Source organism: Pseudoalteromonas sp. QJM3NY_22 (assembly GCF_056173065.1).
In genome coordinates this window covers 1,959,196-1,979,322 of the sequence record NZ_CM149655.1, presented here as the reverse complement: position 1 = coordinate 1,979,322, position 20,127 = coordinate 1,959,196, and the positions used below count along the sequence as shown (strand labels likewise).

Annotated in this window: 15 protein-coding genes, 1 tRNA gene and 1 pseudogene; 5 read left to right on the top strand and 12 right to left on the bottom strand. The window is 37.9% G+C overall.

The window, feature by feature from the left end; translation table 11 throughout:
- Positions 1–15 precede the first annotated feature (15 nt).
- The 4 genes and pseudogenes from AC0VZ4_RS08790 to AC0VZ4_RS08775 form a co-directional block, all read right to left on the bottom strand.
- Positions 16–1,014: an SMP-30/gluconolactonase/LRE family protein gene (locus AC0VZ4_RS08790; protein WP_475441481.1), complete on the bottom strand. Its 999-nt coding sequence runs from the start codon at positions 1,012–1,014 to the stop codon at positions 16–18.
- A pseudogene (locus tag AC0VZ4_RS08785) lies at positions 1,001–2,938 on the bottom strand (agarase); the annotation flags it as partial. The gene AC0VZ4_RS08790 and the pseudogene AC0VZ4_RS08785, both read right to left, overlap by 14 nt.
- Before the next feature lie 29 nt (positions 2,939–2,967).
- Positions 2,968–4,065: an ISAs1-like element ISPsesp1 family transposase gene (locus AC0VZ4_RS08780; RefSeq protein WP_475441480.1), complete on the bottom strand. Its 1,098-nt coding sequence runs from the start codon at positions 4,063–4,065 to the stop codon at positions 2,968–2,970.
- 52 nt (positions 4,066–4,117) lie between these two features.
- Entirely contained in the window at positions 4,118–4,540 is a 423-nt protein-coding gene (locus tag AC0VZ4_RS08775) for a hypothetical protein (RefSeq protein ID WP_475441479.1), read from the bottom strand.
- 152 nt (positions 4,541–4,692) lie between these two features.
- Between AC0VZ4_RS08775 and AC0VZ4_RS08770 the strand changes: the two genes are divergently transcribed.
- The 3 genes from AC0VZ4_RS08770 (at position 4,693) to AC0VZ4_RS08760 (ending at position 10,496) form a co-directional block, all read left to right on the top strand.
- Entirely contained in the window at positions 4,693–6,312 is a 1,620-nt protein-coding gene (locus AC0VZ4_RS08770) for an IS1634 family transposase (protein WP_475439646.1), read from the top strand.
- A 400-nt stretch (positions 6,313–6,712) separates the two neighbouring features.
- On the top strand, positions 6,713–9,094 hold the full coding sequence (locus tag AC0VZ4_RS08765) for a TonB-dependent receptor (RefSeq protein WP_475441478.1): 2,382 nt from the start codon (positions 6,713–6,715) through the stop codon (positions 9,092–9,094).
- A 433-nt stretch (positions 9,095–9,527) separates the two neighbouring features.
- A complete protein-coding gene (locus AC0VZ4_RS08760; protein ID WP_475441477.1) occupies positions 9,528–10,496 on the top strand; it encodes an IS30 family transposase in 969 nt (322 codons plus the stop codon).
- Here the strand turns inward: AC0VZ4_RS08760 and AC0VZ4_RS08755 are convergent.
- The 8 genes from AC0VZ4_RS08755 to AC0VZ4_RS08720 form a co-directional block, all read right to left on the bottom strand.
- A complete protein-coding gene (locus AC0VZ4_RS08755) occupies positions 10,451–11,344 on the bottom strand; it encodes an IS982 family transposase (protein WP_475441634.1) in 894 nt (297 codons plus the stop codon). The two genes, AC0VZ4_RS08760 and AC0VZ4_RS08755, sit on opposite strands and share 46 nt — an antisense overlap.
- Before the next feature lie 192 nt (positions 11,345–11,536).
- Positions 11,537–12,169, bottom strand: a complete 633-nt coding sequence (locus AC0VZ4_RS08750; RefSeq protein WP_475441476.1) for an FKBP-type peptidyl-prolyl cis-trans isomerase — start codon at positions 12,167–12,169, stop codon at positions 11,537–11,539.
- Positions 12,170–12,238: 69 nt separating this feature from the next.
- A complete protein-coding gene (locus tag AC0VZ4_RS08745; protein ID WP_007378059.1) occupies positions 12,239–12,622 on the bottom strand; it encodes a hypothetical protein in 384 nt (127 codons plus the stop codon).
- Positions 12,623–12,672: 50 nt separating this feature from the next.
- Positions 12,673–12,763: transfer RNA gene (locus tag AC0VZ4_RS08740), tRNA-Ser, on the bottom strand.
- A 96-nt stretch (positions 12,764–12,859) separates the two neighbouring features.
- Positions 12,860–13,237, bottom strand: coding sequence for a hypothetical protein (locus tag AC0VZ4_RS08735; RefSeq protein ID WP_475441475.1), 378 nt, complete (start codon positions 13,235–13,237; stop codon positions 12,860–12,862).
- A 203-nt stretch (positions 13,238–13,440) separates the two neighbouring features.
- Positions 13,441–13,989: an NAD(P)H nitroreductase gene (locus tag AC0VZ4_RS08730; RefSeq protein ID WP_008136700.1), complete on the bottom strand. Its 549-nt coding sequence runs from the start codon at positions 13,987–13,989 to the stop codon at positions 13,441–13,443.
- Positions 13,990–14,120: 131 nt separating this feature from the next.
- The gene (locus AC0VZ4_RS08725; RefSeq protein ID WP_033029392.1) at positions 14,121–14,807 is read right to left on the bottom strand and encodes an HvfX family Cu-binding RiPP maturation protein; all 687 of its coding nucleotides are present in this window, start codon (positions 14,805–14,807) and stop codon (positions 14,121–14,123) included.
- A 103-nt stretch (positions 14,808–14,910) separates the two neighbouring features.
- Positions 14,911–16,872, bottom strand: coding sequence for an oxidoreductase (locus AC0VZ4_RS08720; protein WP_475441474.1), 1,962 nt, complete (start codon positions 16,870–16,872; stop codon positions 14,911–14,913).
- Positions 16,873–17,161: 289 nt separating this feature from the next.
- Here AC0VZ4_RS08720 and sppA point away from each other — a divergent pair, with 289 nt between their 5' ends.
- Positions 17,162–19,027, top strand: a complete 1,866-nt coding sequence (gene sppA, locus AC0VZ4_RS08715; RefSeq protein WP_475441473.1) for a signal peptide peptidase SppA — start codon at positions 17,162–17,164, stop codon at positions 19,025–19,027.
- An 82-nt stretch (positions 19,028–19,109) separates the two neighbouring features.
- A complete protein-coding gene (gene ansA / locus AC0VZ4_RS08710) occupies positions 19,110–20,120 on the top strand; it encodes an asparaginase (protein WP_007378053.1) in 1,011 nt (336 codons plus the stop codon).
- The last annotated feature ends 7 nt before the right edge of the window (positions 20,121–20,127 follow it).

Genomic DNA, 20,127 nt, shown 5'->3' with positions numbered 1-20,127 from the left:
GCTTATGATTTATTTTCACTTTAAATCAAGCGCTAATAACTGTGTATGCGCGGTTATATAAACACGGTTCTGTTGAGTATTAAATGCCAAATTAGCACTCATATTTGGCGTGGTAATTTTAGCTAATAGTTCAGCCTTTTTATTAAATAGCCATAAACCATTGGGTCCTGTAGCAAAGATAATCCCGCTTTTATGTACTTTTAAACCATCAGGTAATCCTTTGCCGTGCTTTGCAATTGGTGGCAGCTGATAAAACAGTGATTTGCTAGTAACACCTCCATTGCTATTTAAATAATACTGGTACCAAGCGGGTTTATTTTCATTCGATGCAGCTACATACAAAATTTTGTTATCATTCGACAACGCAACACCATTAGGATAAATTAATTCGTCGTCTAATAACGTTATTTCTCCTGTATCTTTAACCGAATACACACCTTGAAAACTTAACTCTTTATTTTCGTCATTTAGCTGCTTAGGAAGTCCATAAGGTGGATCACTAAAATAAAGTGTGCCTTTGTTATTAAATGCACCATCATTTGGACTATTAAACTTTTGACCATTAAAGTGACTTACTATAGGTAAGTAATCAGATTTTGGGGCGCTCAAAGGCGCTTTCATTTTAGATACAACACGAGAGCGAGATTGCAAAAGAACAAGCTCGTTTTGTGCATTAACCAATAAGCCATTTGAGTAGCCGCTTTGCGCTAGATATAGGCTAACACCTTTACCTGGCGTGTATTTATATACTTGATGATTAGGTATATCAGAATATAACAAATACCCCCCTTGATTTACCCACACGGGTCCCTCTAGCCATTCATACCCAGAGGCAAGTATTTGCAATGGCATCTTTAAGTTGAGTACCTCAAGCGCTTGTTCATTAAATATTTGATACGTCCCCTGCTCATACAATGGTTTTTCGGTTGGTTCGGCTAATGCTATCCCCGTTAAACCAAAAGCACTTAAATACAAAGCAGTTAGAACGTTAATAATGTGTTTAATTTTTATCATTGCGGTACCTTCGCTCATATAAAGATTTATTCACATTTTTAGCTGCATTAACGAGTGGTTCGTAAGGAATATCAGCCACATTTACGAAACCCACATTGTAGTTTTCGCCATCGTATGCACGCCCTGTTAAAGGTGAGTCTATATATTGAAACCAATGTGCGCCGACAAAATAAGGGTTATCAATTACGCTATTCATATAATTTTGGTATTTTGATCCGCGCTCTTGCTGCGATTGAGTATGTATTAGTCCAGGGTTTAGCAGACCCGAATCAAGAGCTCCATTATGAAACTCGCCAATAATACTTGGCATATCTATATCCGACAAAAACTCCCAAAACTCTTGGTTTAAACCTTCTCGATAATAATTGTAACTCATTACATCAACGTGAGCTGCACTGGCGGCTCTAATTTCAGGAGTCATTCCCCAATCGGCAAAACGCGCTCCCATATTTAACTGACTTGGTAAGTGTTTGGTAATTGCTTCATCCACCACTGCAAAATACTGATTAGCATAATGGAACAACATCGCTGATAAATCGGTATTAACGTGATCGTTAAACTGCGTTAAAGTCACTCCCTCTGCAAACTCATCCCACGATGAGAGTGTTGTATTCCATGCTTTATTTAATTTACTTATTTTGCTGTATTTATTTTTCATTAAAAGTACAAATTCAGCTTTAGTTGGACTATTTTTGGCATTATTTTTAAGTGTATTAATGGCAATGCCGTAACGTGTGGTATCTGAATTCATCATGCCCCAGCTTTTTTCGTTATCAATAAACACTCCAACACACCATGGACTGTTTTTGACTTGCTGAGCTACTTTTGCAAGTGTTACATCGGCGCGCTCAACAAATAAAGGATCGAATGGATCTGGTAGTGGGCTCCAATAATCGTTACCGCTGCTTACTGTTTTAAAGTTACCAATGATCCATGCATTAGCAAAATAAGGTAATTTTTTAGTATGGTAATACTGCTCTTCTATCCAGTTACCAAACGATGTAAAACCCCACGACAACATACGATTAACGGTTGTTTTTTGCCATTGTTTCATTAATTCATTGTTGTTATGTGTCTGATACTTTCGCTCTAAGTTAGCGCGATAAAAGCTAAACGTTTCGCCTTTTTTAACTGCTCCACTGTGTACTTCGCGTCTGTAGCCATAATTATCGGCAAGGGGATCGTCCTGTTTTGGTAGCCAGTTAAACATCTCAGCTCTGAGCTTTGAGCTTTGATAACGTGTTGGCCAAGCAGCTACAGCCGCTGGGTTTAATCCAAGTGAGTCTTCGGGTGTTAAGTCGCCAGCTTCGCGTTGTTTAATATAACTTTGATCAAAATCGTAGCCAGTAATCGTTGAGGTGTTTGCCATGCGGACGTTATCGATACCGGTCGAAAAATACAGATAACCTTCTGGGTCAACTAAACTCCATTTACCTTTGTATTTTTCGGTTCTAAAATACCCTGTAGCCTTTAATTGTGGGCCATTTTTCCAGCCGCTAAACTTAGAGCGCCCTTGCAGTGGTTGTGCTTGCAGCTGAGCTTGTTCCTTTTGTGAGATAACTAATAGCTGCTCAGTTGACGTAACCTTGTTAATAAAGTTTAACTTTGCATTCTGTCCAAATTCATCCACCAACCCTTTGAGGTAACTTACATCAAAATTAGTTGGTTTTATCAAGCGTAAGTTATCAATTAAAAAACGTTTATCTTCAAGTAAGCCCTTTACACCAAGCGACACCTTTACAATGCTGCTTACATCTATATTTTTTTGCCCACCCCTATAAATAATAGGTGTATAACCGCTATGCCAACTGGGTGGATTTGAGCGAATGCCTGAGTTTATATTAAGGTTAGCGCCTTTAAGCTCGATGTAATAAGTGTTTTCTGAGTGCCCGGGTACAACGACACTGCGTGTTTGTGACTTGCCCAGGGCGCGAGCATACTTTGTTAAAAATGTTAACCAAAAAGAAGTTCTTCTCTAAAAGCATCATCATAACAAGCTCTTACACACTTACTTCTTATTGACCCCTTGCTTTTCGTATGCTGCTTTATCATGTTCCTAACGACGCGTCTAAATAGTGCCATATGTTGCGCACTTAATGGCTCATGTATTTGACAGGCATCTTCTTTAAATACGACATCCAGTATCCAGTGTTGCTGATTTTCTATCAGCCAATGTTGTCTTATTGCTTTACTTATCAATATATTGTCTGTCAACGATGTTAGGTAGTAATGTGTGTCAATACTCGTTCTATTACCCTTCGTTCGCTCTCGCTGCACCGCAACGATTGTTCTAACTGATGGCCAGCTCTCTTTAATTTCACTCGGTAATAAACGCGCATCAAGACAATCTATCGTGCGTACTTCTTTTCGCCCATGCCCTTCATCTTGTGTTACATGACTAAGTATCTCTGAGTTTTCAGATTCATACTGGTGTGTAAATGCATCTTGAATCGCGCTATAAAGTTTCTTTTGATTACCCTTTGCTTGCACTAGATAATCTGCATGTCTGCTAATTAGCTGTTTTAGCGTTTCTTTTTGGCAGTGCAAAGCATCAAGTGTAATGACGGTGTTATTGATATCGAGTATTTTCAATAAATCCCGAACTGCCGGTATTTCATTCGTCTTACTGCCAACTGTTTGGTGGAATAATGTGAGACCTGCTTCACAATCAAATGCTGAGACGAGATGTAATTTATCAGCAATGTGTTTACTTGCTCCGCGAATAGTTTTGCCATCGAAGGCAATGACAGGATGCGCTGACTTAACGCGGTTTTGATTGACCCAGCTATACATCGCGAGTAGTAATGAGTCAGTATCAACGGTTCTAAAAATCCGAGCAATACTATGTCGAGTGGGTATGTCATTTTTGAAAGAACGAAATCCTCTTAACCAATTAAGCTTACTTTCGCCATAGACTTCAATGTCTTGCCAGTTTTCACACCCTGATGTAACGGCAGTAATAATAAGAAAAAGCACATCAACTAAGTTATGGTGCTGATTTATATGTGAACGATTATCTTTGACGAGTTCTAAATGTGAGAAGAGTGACATAATAAGTTTAAGGTGATGAAATTTATGGTATTAGATCATAAAATTTGTTTATTTACAAAGTGTGATCCCGCCCTGGTGACTTGCCTGACTTATCGGTAGTTTTCACATAAATATGGGTGGATGCGCTATTAGGATTTTGAATATCAATCGCAAGGGCAAAGTTACCAATAGCTTGCCAATCCCAACCTTGTGGATTAACAAACTCAAAATCGCTTTCGGTGTGTGATTTAGAGTATAGATTTACTTGTAATTTATGATTTCCACTTTGCTCAACAAGTTTAGTAGAAGCATTAATGGTATTTATATTATCGCTGTAATTGTTTTTTTCGAAATCAAAAATAACAAGCTGTTTCTTAAAATCAACGACTGTATTGTTCGGTTTTTTTTCTGATATTTTTCCATTATTACACCCTGCAAGTCCTACTAAACAGCAAAGCATTAGTGTCAATCTTACGTCTTTAGGTATGTGATTCATGTTGAGCCTATTATTGTGTTGGTTTAATAGCGAGCTTTAAAGTAGCAAAGCTAAAACAGACATTGATCAGACCAATTTCAAAAATTTCGATTTAATTTAAACGCTTAATTCTCTTTAATTTGATAAAATAACATCTCAACTTTGAGGTGTATATGAATCTAAAAATCAAACGGTTAGACCATCACGGTATTGTTTCAGGTGTTATAGAAGACTTAAAAATTGTCAGCCTTTTAGATCAATACTTACCTCAAGACGATAAACAAGAAATCACCCCCGGTGAAGCTGTAAAAGGCATGATCATGAATGGACTCGGTTTTGCCAATCGATCTTTATCACTCAGCCCTCAATTTTTTACTAACTTGCCTCTTGAACATTTATTTCGTGAAGGGGTTCAAGCATCACATTTTAATCGTCACAAACTTGGTAGAACTCTCGATCAATGCTTCGAGTTTGGCTGTGAAAGCTTATTTTCATTAGTCTCCGGACAAGCATGTGAAATAGAACAAGTTGATAAAACCTTTGAATCACTTGATACAACGAGTCACTCTCTGACAGGTGAATATGCTTTTGATGATGGAGATAGTGATGAAAACGTCATTAAAATTACTCATGGCTATAGCAAGGCTCACCGTCCTGATTTAAAACAAGTCGTACAAGAAATCATTGTTAGCCAAGATGGTGGGATCCCGCTTGCATGTAAAAACTGGGATGGTAACAGCGCAGACACCGCTATTTTTAAAGCGCGAAGTAAGGCGCTTGTTGACGAGTTCAAAAAAAGCCAAGCTCCTAAATACCTTGTGGCAGACTGTAAACTTTATCATAAAAGTAATGCTGAGTTTTTAACCAAAATTCAATTTCTCACGCTAGTACCTTCAACAATTTCTCTTGAAAAATCCTCTATAAGTACAGCCATAGCAGCCAACCAATGGGTTAATATTGATGATAACTATCAATATGTTGTTGAAGAGATTGAGCATATGGGGATAAAGCAAAGATGGATGATTATTTATTCAAAAGCAGCTAATAGCCGAGCACAAAAAAGCATTGTTCGACAAGTTGAGCGAGCACACACAGGCATCAAAAAAGACCTCTTCCATTTACAAGCTCAACGTTTCGCTTGTCAAACTGACGCACAACGCGCATTAGATAAATTAGCGAAAAAGATGAAGCATCATCAAATAGCGACTCAGCAATTTATTAAGCATAAAGTCTATGAAGGTAAAGGGCGACCTAAAAAAGATGCGCCAGTAAAAAATATTGAATGGCAAATCACGGCAGAAATTGAAGAAAACGAAAGCGCAATAAAACAGATTGTAGAACAAAAGTCATGCTTCGTATTAGCAACGAATATTGATAAAGAAGCCCTTTCACCAGTAGGTTTACTTAAGCATTACAAAGCACAATCTGAAGTAGAAAAAGGGTTTAGGTTTTTAAAAGACCCCTTGTTTTTTGTTTCATCATTATTTATCAAAAAGCCAAGTAGAATAGATGCTCTGTTGATGGTGATGACACTTTCATTGTTAGTTTATTCAATCGCGCAAAGACGAATGAGAGCGAATATGAAAAAAGAAAAAGCCACGATAGCGAATCAAATCAATAAAGAAATATCTAACCCAACATTACGTTGGGTCTTTCAGTGTTTTGAGGGAATTAATCTACTCCAGCAAGGCGACAAAATCAGCTTGGATGGTTTTGATGAGTTCAGGGAAAAGATAATAAGGCTCATTGGTGGACATGCGTTGCATTTATATAAAATCCAAAAAGTTGCCTAGGGGTCTGATCAATGCCTGCTAAAAGCATTTAAAACTAGGCAGGATAATTACACAACACTGAAACAAAAACAATTAACTGTTAACAATGACGGAAAATCTAAAGGTACACTCTGATTATAAAAAGTTCGAAAATCACTTTACAAATGCTTAATAAACAATATCTTATTTATTTTTTATTGTTGAAATGAATTAGTTCATATGATTTAAATATAAATAATTTTAGGCGAATTAATTAAATGTACTGACTACATTTATAGATACTTGATTGTTCATAAAAATGTTTATCGGTGTTTTTAGCCTATTTAACGCAAAAATAAAAGTTATGGTATAACATTGTTGATTCGTTTATTTCTCGGTGTTATATTATATCACAACATAATAACCGCGAACCAATATATCCATGACAAAGCTAACATTAATCTCCTCCGCTATTTTTTCTGTTTTATGTTCTCATTCAGTACTTGCTGCCACAATTAATGGCAAAGTAACAGATAATAAAAATCAACCAATTCAAAATGCGACTATTCATATACATGGTAAGACACAAGGCGTAAAAAGTAATGAGCTTGGCGAATTCTCTATTGAAGTTGATACAGCAAGCCAACTGCATATAAGTAAAAATAATTACATTGATTCTCGAATAGATGTTACAGGTTTATCTAACAATGTAACCGTTTCTCTTAAACCAACCTCGGTAGAAACTGTTGTTGTGTATGCCTCAGCGCTTCATAAAAATAGTCTAGAAATGATTTCTCCAGTGAGTGTTTTATCTGGTGATGAGCTTAGAAATAAATCTAAACCTACACTTGGTGAAACGCTAAAGGGTTTGCCAGGTGTTAACGCCAGCTACTTTGGCCCTGTTTCTTCAAGCCCTATTATTCGTGGCTTAGGTGGCCCTCGCGTTAAAATCATGCAAAATGGTTTAGATAGCAGTGATGCGTCGCGTATTGGTCCAGACCACGCAACATCAAGCGATAGTTTAGCCGCAGAGCAGATAGAAGTATTACGCGGCCCAAGTACCCTACTTTATGGCTCGGGTGCGATTGGTGGTGTAGTAAATGTAGTAGATAACCGCATTCCTACTAGTAACATTGATGAACTAACGGGCGCGGCAGAATACAGTCACGACACTGTATCAAACGCTAATACATATGCTGCAAAATTAGAAAGCGGTTATAACAATTTTAATTTTCATTTTGATGGTACAAAACGTACAGGTGATGATTATCAAACGCCGACTTTTACTATCTCAGATGAAGATGGCGATGTAGAAATTGAAAACTCAGTAGAAAATACCTTTATCGATAGTGAAACAGTTAACTTTGGTACTAGCTATGTTGGGGAGCACTTAACGGTTGGTTTTTCATATGGCAATATAGAAACTGATTACGGTATTCCGGGGCATGAACATCATCACGAGCATGATCACGAAGACGAAACTGAAGAAGAGCACGCTGAGCATGAAGATGAAACGGCTGAAGACCCAGTTTATGCTCATTTAGAGCAAGACCGCTGGCAAGGACTTGTAAGTTACGCACTGCATAATAACTGGATTGAAACAATCAAATTACGTGTTGGCTACACTGATTATTCGCATAGCGAAATTGAAGACGGTGCAATTGGTACAACCTTTACAAATGAAACGACAGAAGCACGTTTAAATGTAGAGCATAAATTTGCTGATTGGCACGGTATGGTTGGTTATCATTACAGTGATTCTGATTACGATGCTATTGGTGAAGAAGCATTTACACCAGCGAGCGTAACAACAACTAACGCTGTGTATTTATTAGAAGAACGTGAATTTGGTGATGTGACAGTAGAGCTGGGCGCACGTGTTGAAGATTATAAAATAAAAAGCCAAATTTCAGAAGTTGAACACGGCCATGATCACGACGAAGTTGAAAATGACCATGACGATGAAGAAACAATCGGTTACAGCAAAAGTTTTACTAATGTAAGTGTATCTGCTGGCGCTATTTGGCAATACAAACCAGGCCATAGTATTGCGACGAGTATTTCTCATTCAGAACGTGCACCACTCTCTGCTGAATTATTATCCAATGGCTTACACATTGCCACTGGTACGTATGAGCTAGGTCTTGGGTATAACATTGAAGGTAATGAAGCACATTTCGAACCAGAAAATATTAAACAAGAAACCTCAACAAACTTAGATTTAAGTTTTAGACGTTTTAGTGGCGATTTTGGTTATACCGTTAACTTTTTCTATAACGATATTAAAAACTTTTACTTTCAAGAAAATACAGGATTAGTATTTGACGAAGAGGATGGTTTAGAATCAGCTATTGGTGCACATGACGATGCCGTTGCAGTTTATCAGTTCACAAGTAAAGACGCTGAGCTTTATGGAATTGAGTTTGATGCACATTATCAAATAACACCAAGCGCTATGGTAAAAGTATTTGGCGACTCGACTCGCGCTAAATTAAAAGACGATGAAGGTAATTTACCGCGTATTCCAGCTAATAAGTTAGGTTCTGAACTGCAATACACTTTAGGTGATTTACAGTTGACACTTACTGGCACGCATTACTTTGATCAAAGTGATATAACGGCCTTTGAAACTAAAACAGATGGTTATACATTATTCGATGCACAGGCTAACTACCAATTAGGATTAGGCGCAATAGATGCACAACTTTATCTAAATGTAGATAATATTACTGACGAGTTAGGCTTTGTGCATACCTCTTTTATTAAAGATACCGCCCCACTTCCAGGCAGAAACTTTCGCTTTGGTGTTCGTGGTTATTTTTAATAATTAAAAATCGTTTTAGCTTATATATTTATAAACCGCATTTTATTAATGCGGTTTTTTTATTGTTAGAATATATATCCCTAATAATAGTTAATCAATTTAAGGGATTAAATCTTACTCTAACTGTGTAAAAAATTCTGATATACGACTGCATGGATGTAGGAGGTAGAGCAATGCAGGAGCAATTAGTGATAACAATTAATTAAAGAAATTTTTGCCTTGTTATGGACACAATTTTCTTAGCGCAAAATAGACCACTTAATTAACCTGAGTTCTGCTTAAGCGATAACTAATGCGTTAAGCTCTACGTCAGTTAAATTAAGGTGTGGCTTCTTTTCTTTCAAGCCTAAATTCGGATAATAAGTGCAATTTCTCAGATTAGATGGCCAGCTGTTATAATTCGGCCATTCTCTCGCCAAAGGAAATTGCTTTAATGAAATATAAACAGCTGACACAAGCAGAAAGATACCAGATTTACGCGTTAATAAAAGCAGGAAATAACCAAAAACAGATAGCTGATGAACTCACTCGTTCACCGTCATCTATCTCTAGAGAGTTAAAACGCAATAAAGGGCTTAAAGGCTATCGACCTAACCAAGCCAATAATTTTGCAGAGCAAAGACGCAAGTCATCTTTCAAAGCAAGTAAGTTAACAGATGATGTTACTGACTGGATTAATAAATTGTTGGTTGACGGACTTTCGCCAGAGCAGGTGGCAGGCCGCTTAGCTTTAGAGAAAAAGGTCGTTTTGCATCATGAAACGATTTATCAATATATTTACAGAGACAAGGCTCGTGGTGGTGAACTACATAAGACACTCACTCGTGCATGTAAAAAGTATAAAAAACGCTATGGAAGCTACGATAAACGTGGACAGATAGTTAATCGAGTCAGTATTGATGAACGCCCAAGTATTGTGGATTCAAAGTCTAGGATTGGTGATTGGGAGGGCGATACAGTGATAGGCAAAGGGCGTAAAAATGCCCTTGTTACAATGGTTGAACGTAAAACGTTATATACAGTCGTTCACAGAATTGAAAGCAAGCATGCGAAAATAACAGCCGATGCGCTGATCAAGTGTATGACACCCTATAAAGGTAAGGTTATTACCGTGACTTTAGATAATGGAAAAGAGTTTGCTCACCATGAGCATATTGCACAAAAATTAGAAGCGGATGTGTATTTCGCTCACCCATATTCATCATGGGAGCGGGGCATAAATGAGAATACCAACGGCTTACTTAGACGCTTCTTCCCCAAGGGAACTGACTTTATGTCGCTAAGTGAAGCAGAAATACAGGCGGCAGTTGATAAGCTCAACCATCGGCCAAGAAAAACAAGAGGGTATAAAACCCCTCATGAGTTATTTACGGGGCAATCAGAAGTTCTGGTGGCTGCATAATGATTGCACTTAATACTTGAATTCAAGAAGCAATAAGCCACCAATCCAGCGACTAAATTCAACATAAAGCCGTTCATACTCCGATGTCTTGAATGTTCAATGAAGGATATGTTCTTGAGCTGGTCATTAATTGTTTCGATTATAAAGCGTTTTGAAAGCATTGCTCTATCCCATAATGACATCGCTTTTGCCTTCATATTTTTGCGAACCGTCGTAATGAGCTTTACCCCTTTATCGAGTAAATCGGCTTCTAAAGCTTTACTTAAATACCCTTTGTCACCATATAATTTATCCGTCAGGCAGCTCGCTAACTCACGCACTGGTTGAGTATCATGTACATTTCCTGTTGTCACTTTCGCAGCAACAATTTCACCATGGTGATTAACGATTAAATGTAGCTTGAAGCCATAAAACCATCCCATTGTTCCTTTGCCACGCTGGGCTATTCCATCAAAGGTTTTGTGTCTTGGAATACGAATATTATGGCACACTTTAATACATGTGGAGTCAATGAATTCAACGCCTGTGGGTTTACCTTTAAGTGAAGTAAAATAGGCACACATCGGCACAATTACCCTTGGCATAACGGCTAAAAATCGTGTGTAACTGAGCAAGTTGGGAAATTCACTTTTGTACATAAGTGATACATAGCCAAGGTAGTAATTTTTGAAATCTCGGTGATGTGACATATGAAAACTAATAACAATAGTCATAATTTCACTGGTCGTCATACGTCCTGAACGCTGACGTTTTTGGGTGCCATCTTCGAGTAATTGTTTTTCCCATTGGGGTATAAATACTTTGCAAAAATCATCGACATCGCAAAATAATTCAACTAATTTAATCATGCCTGTTCCTTGCTTATCCAATCGTTTTTGGTCGAAAGATCGGATCTCGGAACAGGCATTTAGTTCAATTTCTTAAACGAGATTCAGGTTAATTAATCGAATTGGTATAAAACGCTTAGATTACAGACACAAAAAAGCCGTATTCAGATCGAATACGGCTTTTTAAACTCTTAATTTTAAAATTTATTTAAATTAAGAAATGATTTCGTGTAGTTCAACGTCAAATACAAGCGTTGAGAAAGGTGCGATTGCAGCACCTGCGCCACGTTCACCATAAGCAAGCTCATGAGGAACGTAGATACGCCATTTAGTACCTACAGGCATCATTTGTAATGCTTCAGTCCAGCCTTTGATCACGCCACCAACTGGAAATTCAGCTGGTTCACCGCGCTCGTATGAGCTATCAAACACAGTACCGTTAATAAGTGTACCGTGGTAATCAACACGTACTGTAGACTCAGCTGTTGGCTTTTCGCCTTCGCCTTCGCCTTCGCCAGTTGCTAGTACTTCGTATTGAAGACCAGACTCAGTTACTGTGATTTCAGGACGTTTTGCGTTTTCTTCTAAGAATGAAATACCTTCTGCAGAAAGTACTTTAGACTCTTCTTCACGACGAGCTTGAATCTCTTCGTTGATTTTTTCAAATGCAGCTTGGATCTCAGGGATCTCAACTTGAAATGCGCTACCAGCGTACGCATCTTTCATGCCTTCAAATACTGAATTTAGGTTTAAGCCTTCAAAAGGATTAGACTTAAGTTGCTCACCCATTTGTAAGCCAATACCGTAACTTGCTTTTTCAGCATCTGTAGTAAAATTATCTGACATAATGTGTTTTTCACGTTTTTTTAGTTAAAAGACGCGACTATGCTATCACAAAATAAACCGCGTTTGGGGCTAGTTTTTGCTGAGTTTTAGCTTAATTAGGCCAACAATATAACTGCAAAGCGGCAAACTGAATAAAATTCCAACAAGTAGAGGCATTGTTAGTAATCCTGATTCGCCAAGCAGTAAAAATGGCACGACAAGCAGCCCTATACAACCGATAAAAACAGAGCCAATAACTGGCCAATGCTTATCGTATTTAGTAATAAGATGGGCAGCTAAAACATTAAAACCAACACCATAAATTAAAGCGGTAATTAATGGGTATTCTGGTTGAGCGTCTATAGCCATTTTTACTAATAAGCTAATAGCACTTTGATAGCAGTAACCAAATACCGTCCATAGTAAAGTATGTTTAATTAATAATTGTGGGATTGATTGAATTTGTTTTGTCATTTTTAGTTCCATATAGCAAAAAACCGCCAATAAGGCGGTTTTTTAAATAATGGTGGAGAGATAGGGATTTGAACCCTAGATGGGCTATAAACCCATGCCGGTTTTCAAGACCGGTGCATTCGACCACTCTGCCATCTCTCCGTACGGCGCGGATAATAGAGTGAAATGCATTGCTTGTAAAGAACTAATACACTCTAGTGAGTAAAAAATTAAATATATTTATTAATAATCTACTTGTTAGTAATACTGCTTTGGTCTTCGTGCAATAAACGAACAAATCAAACATGCTAACAAACTCAGTGCAAATAGCGTTATGCTTTGAAAAATCATATCAAATTGATTTAAATCACCACTGGGTATCACAACAAGGATAAGGGTGGGCAATAGACTTAACATTAATACATAGCAACATATTTTAAATGCCCGACCAAAATCAAATCGTTTAGATTGTTGCATCCACCAAGTTAATATTACTAATACACTAATAGCCGAACCTGCCGCACAATGCGCTATATTAGTACTCATAGCAACATAGAGTGTGACAAGAGATCCCAAAACACCCCAGATTGACCATGCTAACCAGTTTTCTTTTTCACGTAAAAATAAATTACCCATCGTTTTCGTCTTCTTTATCGTTATTTTTATTAAGACTTTCCATACATTATCAAAAAACAACCGATTAAAAAACAAACTGAAGAAGAATTATTATACTTTATGCTTCCAAGCACTTCTCACAGCCGAACCATTAATTTTTTCTCTAAGCAATATACAACATTAATGATTTAAGACTATTAAAATTAGGAAAAGTTCATACTATTTTACAAATAACTAAAATAATTTTCAGGTTTATGGCGAGCCGATTTTTTGCAATCTACAGTCGGCGTACCTATATATAAATAGCCCACTATTTCATCGTGCTCTTGCAAATTAAGTGCCTTTTTAACAGCCTGACTTTGTGCAAAATACCCCGTACGCCAAACGCCACCTAAACCTTGTGCAAATGCGGCTTGTTGCATTGCCAATACACTGCATCCTGCACTTTGTATTTGCTCTATTCGAGGGACTTTTGGGTGTTCTTGGTATTTTGCAATCGCAATAATAATCATAGGTGCACGCAATGGAAGCTCTTTAGCACGATTAATTACTTTTTCTTCTTGTAGCTCTGTCACTGCACTTTGATGATAAATTTCGCCTAATTTATGGCGCGCATCACCCTGGGCAATAATAAACTGCCAAGGGGCTATACAGCCATGATCAGGAACACGTAATGCTGCTTGCTGAATAATTGCAAGTTGCTCCTCATTTGGCGCGGGATCAGTTAATTTTGGATCAGATTGACGGGTAAGTAGAAGCTCGATTGCGTTCACAGCTATTTCCTTAAAATTAAAAACGTTAGGGTAACATTTTAATGCTGAAAAAATAAATATTGAAAGTCTAAAACGCAAAACGGCTACATAAATAATAATTTAAGTAGCCGTTAGTAATACATGTTAAGTCGTTATTCTTTTAGAGCAACTCGCTTTAGCCAATAATCAATACTGACAAAACGTCCGCCGCCCATAAAAAATAAGCTAAATAGCATAGCAAAGTAGATTGCTGAAAACTCAATGCCATTGTTTAAAATCGATGGTTTACCTTTTTCGTATAAGTAATCGGAAGAACCATGTTCTTCGACTAATCCACGAATTATCCCGATTCGGTTTTGTACTTCTAAAGAGTTATCGAGGCTTTCTTTAGCACCTGGAACAGATAGCCAATCAAGTACTTGTGCTGCACTGGTATCAGGGTTTGTAGGTGCTATTGCAAACCAACCATTATGCCAATGCACTGATGTTGCCGCTACAACCATCGTGAACATCAGCGGAATGCTAACTAAGCGAGTGAGCAAACCAAGCAGTAAAAACCAGCCGCCTAAGAACTCACTCCACCCCGCTAAAAAAGCAAGTAAATCGGGAAAAGGTAATCCTAATCCCCATTCACTATTGCCAAACCATTGAACAACGTCGGGAGAGGCTAAAAAGTTATCAAAAAAACTTTCGGTTTCACCGCTTATCGCAAGTTTATTGTAACCTGCAATAATCATTACTGGCGCTAAAATCAAACGAAATAGTAAAGCGGGTAAACCATCTAAAAATGATAATTTACCCAAAATTGTATCGTAAATACCAATTATTTTATTTTTCATGTGTGTCCTGTTCGTTCATTGTTTATTTAGTTATAGACTATAAACAACCAAGACCGCACTAAAACAAAAAGTATTTCATTGCACAAATATAGCATTATGTTCGTCAAATACTGCGGGCAATTTGCAATGCTTCAAATATCGCGCGCTTAGCGTCAATTGCTGAAGCGAGTTTAGCACCGCCTATGACATGTACTTTAGCATTATCAAGTTGATTTTTGAGCACTTCATTATTTGATACCTGCCCGATACAGGCAATAACAGTATCAACTGGTAAGGTTTGTGTCTCACCTGCAACAGTTATGGATAAACCATTTTTATCAAAACTGTTATATTGGCAATCAGCAATTTGCTTAACACCATGTTGTTTTGCGACTTGGCGATGTATCCAGCCTGTTGTTTTGCCTAACTCACTACCAAAGCGCCCTGCACTTCGCTTTAACATGTATAATTGGCGTTCATCTTTATGTGGTTGTGGCTCACATTCAATGCCCCATTGCGTTTTAAAATCGCTAATAGTTTGTGATTTGTGCTCACTTAAAAATGCGACCATATCAAAACCTATGCCACCTGCGCCTAAAATTGCAATTGATTTACCCAGTTCTACTTCGCCACGAATAACTTCGTCGTAGGCAAAAACACGTTTACCATCATTACACTTAATCGTTGCTTCACGTGGTCTTACACCTGTAGCGAAAACAATATCATCATAGCTTTCAAGCATACTGTCATTATAAGCTTTACCCAATTCAACACTCACATTTAAACGTGCTAACTCATTAGTGTAATAATTTAAAGTGTGGTTAAAGTCTTCTTTACCGGGTATTTGCATAGCTAAATTAAATTGGCCACCCATCTGCTCTTTTTGATCAATTAACGTGACGTGATGGCCTTTTTGCGCTAAATAGCAACTTGCCGATAAACCAGCAGGACCGGCCCCCACTACCAATACATTTTTAGCTTTAGTCGCTTGCTCTAATGGGTAATCTAGCTCAAATGCAGCTTGTGGATTAACTAAACAGGTAGCACGTTTATTCTTAAACACGTGATCTAAACAACCTTGATTACACCCAATACAGATATTGATTTGCTTAGATTGCTTATTTACATACTTATTAAAAAACTCAGGGTCAGCCAATAACGGACGAGCCATTGAAATTAAGTCTGCTTCCCCGGCAGTTAAAATATCATTAGCAATTTCAGGTGTATTAATTCGGTTAACAGCAATTACTGGGACACTAACTACATCTTTTAAGCGTTTTGAAGCTTCTTTAAATGCACCAGGTGGCACCATACTCGCAATAGTCGGTACACGCGCTTCGTGCCAGCCAATGCCTGTATTAAAAATATCAACGCCCGCTTTTTCAAGTTCAATAGCTTGAATTGTCACTTCATCGGGTGTTGAGCCATTTGGGATTAAATCTATTACTGATAATCTAAAAATGATTAAAAACTTTTCAGATACTTTTGCTCTCACTGCTTTAACTATTTCAAGCGCAAGTCGCATTCTGTTTTCTAGGTTACCACCAAACTCATCTTCGCGTTTATTAGTATGAGGCGCCATAAATTCATTAATTAAATAACCCTCAGAACCCATCACTTCTACGCCATCGTACCCTGCTTTTTCAGCCATATAGGCAGAGTGCGCAAAGTCTTTAATTGTTTTTTTAATAGACCCTAATGACATAGCTTTAGGTTTATAAGGATTAATAGGTGCTTGTATGGCACTTGGCGCTTGATTGAATGGATGATATGCATAGCGTCCAGCATGTAATAGTTGCAGGCAAATTTTCCCGCCATGTTTATGCACAGCATCTGTATATGCGCGATGCTTAAATACGTCATAATAACTATTAAATGAGGAAGAAATAGGTGTCAATTTACCGCGTAAATTAGGGCTGTACCCGCCCGTAATTAACATTGCGGTACCGCCCTTGGCACGTGCTTCATAAAAAGCACGTAGGCGTTTTCGGTTATGCCAGCCTTCTTCTAAGCCCGTATGCATTGAGCCCATCACTAAGCGGTTACGTAATCGTGTGTGTTTTAATTGTAGTTGTTGTTCTAACATCCTCTGCCCCGTTAACTGGTCTAACCTGTATACATTAGCTAATTCTGCTTCAATGGCAAGTAATAAGCAATATTTGACTGCATTTAATTGTGAACCTCTTTACATAATTAACTAATTTTTAATGCGCATTAATTTGATGCAAAAAATTATTAAATACTTCAAAAATACTGTATTTATGGGCACTTAAACACATTCATAAACACTTCGTTACGATTTAGCAGTTAAATTTTTTTTTATTCTAGGATAAGATGGAACAAACGTATTAGCTGTACCAAATTAAGGAGCTATTTTGATAGCAAAAATATTTAAAGGTATTTGGGCTGGGATTAACTTTTCTCGTCGATTAGTACTTAACATTTTGTTTTTATTACTTGTAATTGTTTTTATTGCGGGTATATCAAGCGATGACGATAAGATAATTATTGAAGATGGTTCTGTCCTAAGATTAAATCTTAATGGTCCTATCGTAGAAGAAAAAACATACATTGATCCAATTGAAGCAGCTATCAGCGATGTGACATCAGGTTCAGAAGTACCAAGTGAGATTTTACTAGATGATATCGTTGAAGTAATTAATGAAGCGGCTAAAGATGAACGCATTACTGTGTTACTTCTTGATTTACAAGAAATGCCTAAAGCACATTTGAATAAGCTTAAGCAAATTTCAAGTGCCATTGACCGCTTTAAAGAAACAGGTAAAAAAGTTATAGCATCAGGCTATTACTATACGCAAGCGCAATACTATATAGCATCGCATGCTGATGAAATTGCTATGCACCCATACGGTAGCGTTGCAATTGAGGGGTATGGCATGTACCCACTTTACTTCAAAGATGCACTTGAAAAACTTGAAGTAACGCAGCATATTTTCCGTGTTGGTACTTTCAAGTCGGCAGTAGAACCTTTTATCCGTAATGACATGTCTGATGCAGCGAAAGAAGCTAACCGTGTTTGGCTAGGCGCTCTTTGGAGCGAATACAAACAAGATGTTGCTGCAGTACGCCCTTTTGATGAATCAAACTTTGACGAAACAATGGATGTGTATTTAGCAAAAATGCAAGCCGCAAATGGTGACGCTGGTAAATATGCACTAGATCATCAATGGGTTGATTCGTTAAAAACAAGTCAACAGATCCGCCAACAACTTATCGACTTAGTGGGCATACAAGAAGATGGTAAAACATTTAAGCAAGTATCATTTCGTGAATACTTAAGCTTAGTTAAACCACCTATTGCATTTGATAATCCACTAACTGAAAAAGTAGCCGTTGTTGTTGCAAAGGGCACAATTGTTGACGGTGAACGTAAAGCTGGCGAAATTGGTGGCGACTCTACTGCAGCCCTTCTTCGTAAAGCACGCCTTGATGATAAAGTTAAAGCAGTTGTACTTCGTATCGACTCTGGTGGTGGTAGCATGTTCGCCTCTGAAGTTATTCGTGCAGAAGTATTAGCGCTTAAAGCTGCTGGTAAGCCTGTTATTGCCTCTATGAGCTCTGTAGCAGCATCGGGCGGTTATTGGATTGCCTCTGCAGCAAACGAAATTTGGGCAGCGCCGAGTACAATAACAGGTTCTATTGGTGTGTTTGGTACGTTTATGACATTTGAAAAAACCTTGTCTAAAATTGGTGTTTATTCAGATGGTGTTGCAACAACTGAAATGGCAGGTTTTTCCATCACTCGCCCACTAAACGAAAAAATGGGTCAAATAATTCAAATGAGTGTTGAAGAAGCATACGGCCGCTTTTTAAATGTTGTGGCCGAAGCACGTAATATGACCCCAGAGCAAGTTGATAAAATAGCACAAGGGCGCGTATGGATTGCTTCGCAAGCTCTAGAGTTAGGCTTGGTAGATAAGCTTGGTAATAAACAAGATGCAATTGATGCTGCAGCTGCTCTTGCAAAACTAAATCACTACGAAGTTAAAACAATGACGCGTGATTTAAGCCCGCAAGAAAAAATGATGCAAGATATCTTTGGAAATGCGTCGATTAAATCAATGTTAGGCCTACAATCACAAAAAACATCAGTGCTCGCTACGCAAGCTAACTTGCAAAGCGTTATTAACCAATTAAGTACTGAAGTTGAAAACCTTAAAGATTACAACGATCCACAAGGTGTATATGCACGCTGTCTAGTGTGTGAAGTTGCACAATAAAAGTGCATCGCTTCGTCTAATCAGCTGTATTTGAAGCTGCTTAACGTTATACTAAGCCCAGTTTTTTTACTGGGCTTTTTTTATGAAACGCAAACGCATTTATATCGCTTACACTGGCGGTACTATAGGGATGAAAAAATCGAGCCGTGGTTACATTCCGGCCGAAGGCTTTTTAACTGAGACAGTGGTCAACAACGCTGAATTTAATCGTGATGAAATGCCTTTATTTGATATTCACGAATACTGTCCTCTTATTGATTCGTCTGATATGTCGCCTGCTCATTGGCAACTTATTGCTGATGATATTAAAAGTAAGTATCAACAATACGATGGTTTTGTTGTTCTGCACGGCACTGACACAATGGCGTACACCGCCTCTGCACTTTCGTTCATGTTTGAAAATCTGACTAAGCCTGTGATTGTAACCGGCTCGCAAATTCCGCTTTCACAATTGCGCTCAGACGGACAAGTCAACTTGCTTAACGCAATGTATTTAGCCGCAAACTATCCGATTGCTGAAGTAAGCTTGTTTTTCAATAACCAGCTATTTAGAGGAAATAGAGCAACAAAAGCCCATGCTGACGGTTTTAATGCATTTGCATCGCCTAACCTTGAACCTTTAGCGCTATCTGGTATTAGTATTCAACTTATTAAAGGTCAGCTTAGCCCTTACGTTGAAAACGAGCTGCAAGTAACGCCTATAACGCCTCAACCTATCGGGGTGCTATATTTATACCCAGGTATTAGCCGAGACGTAGTTAAAAGCTTAGTAAACGACAATATTAAAGCCTTAGTCTTACTTAGTTTTGGAGTGGGTAATGCACCTCAAGATCCAGAATTTTTATCGGTGCTAAGTGAAGCAAGTAAGCGCGGAATGGTCATCGTTAATTTAACCCAATGTTTAAAAGGTCATGTAAACATGGGGGGGTATGCAACAGGTAACGCATTATTAAATATTGGTGTTATTAGTGGATATGATATGACGTTAGAAGCCTGCTTAACTAAGTTGCATTACTTATTTAGCCAAAAGCTTGAAATTGAGACTATTCGCCATTTAATGCAAGACAATTTACGTGGTGAATTAAGCAGATAATAACGCA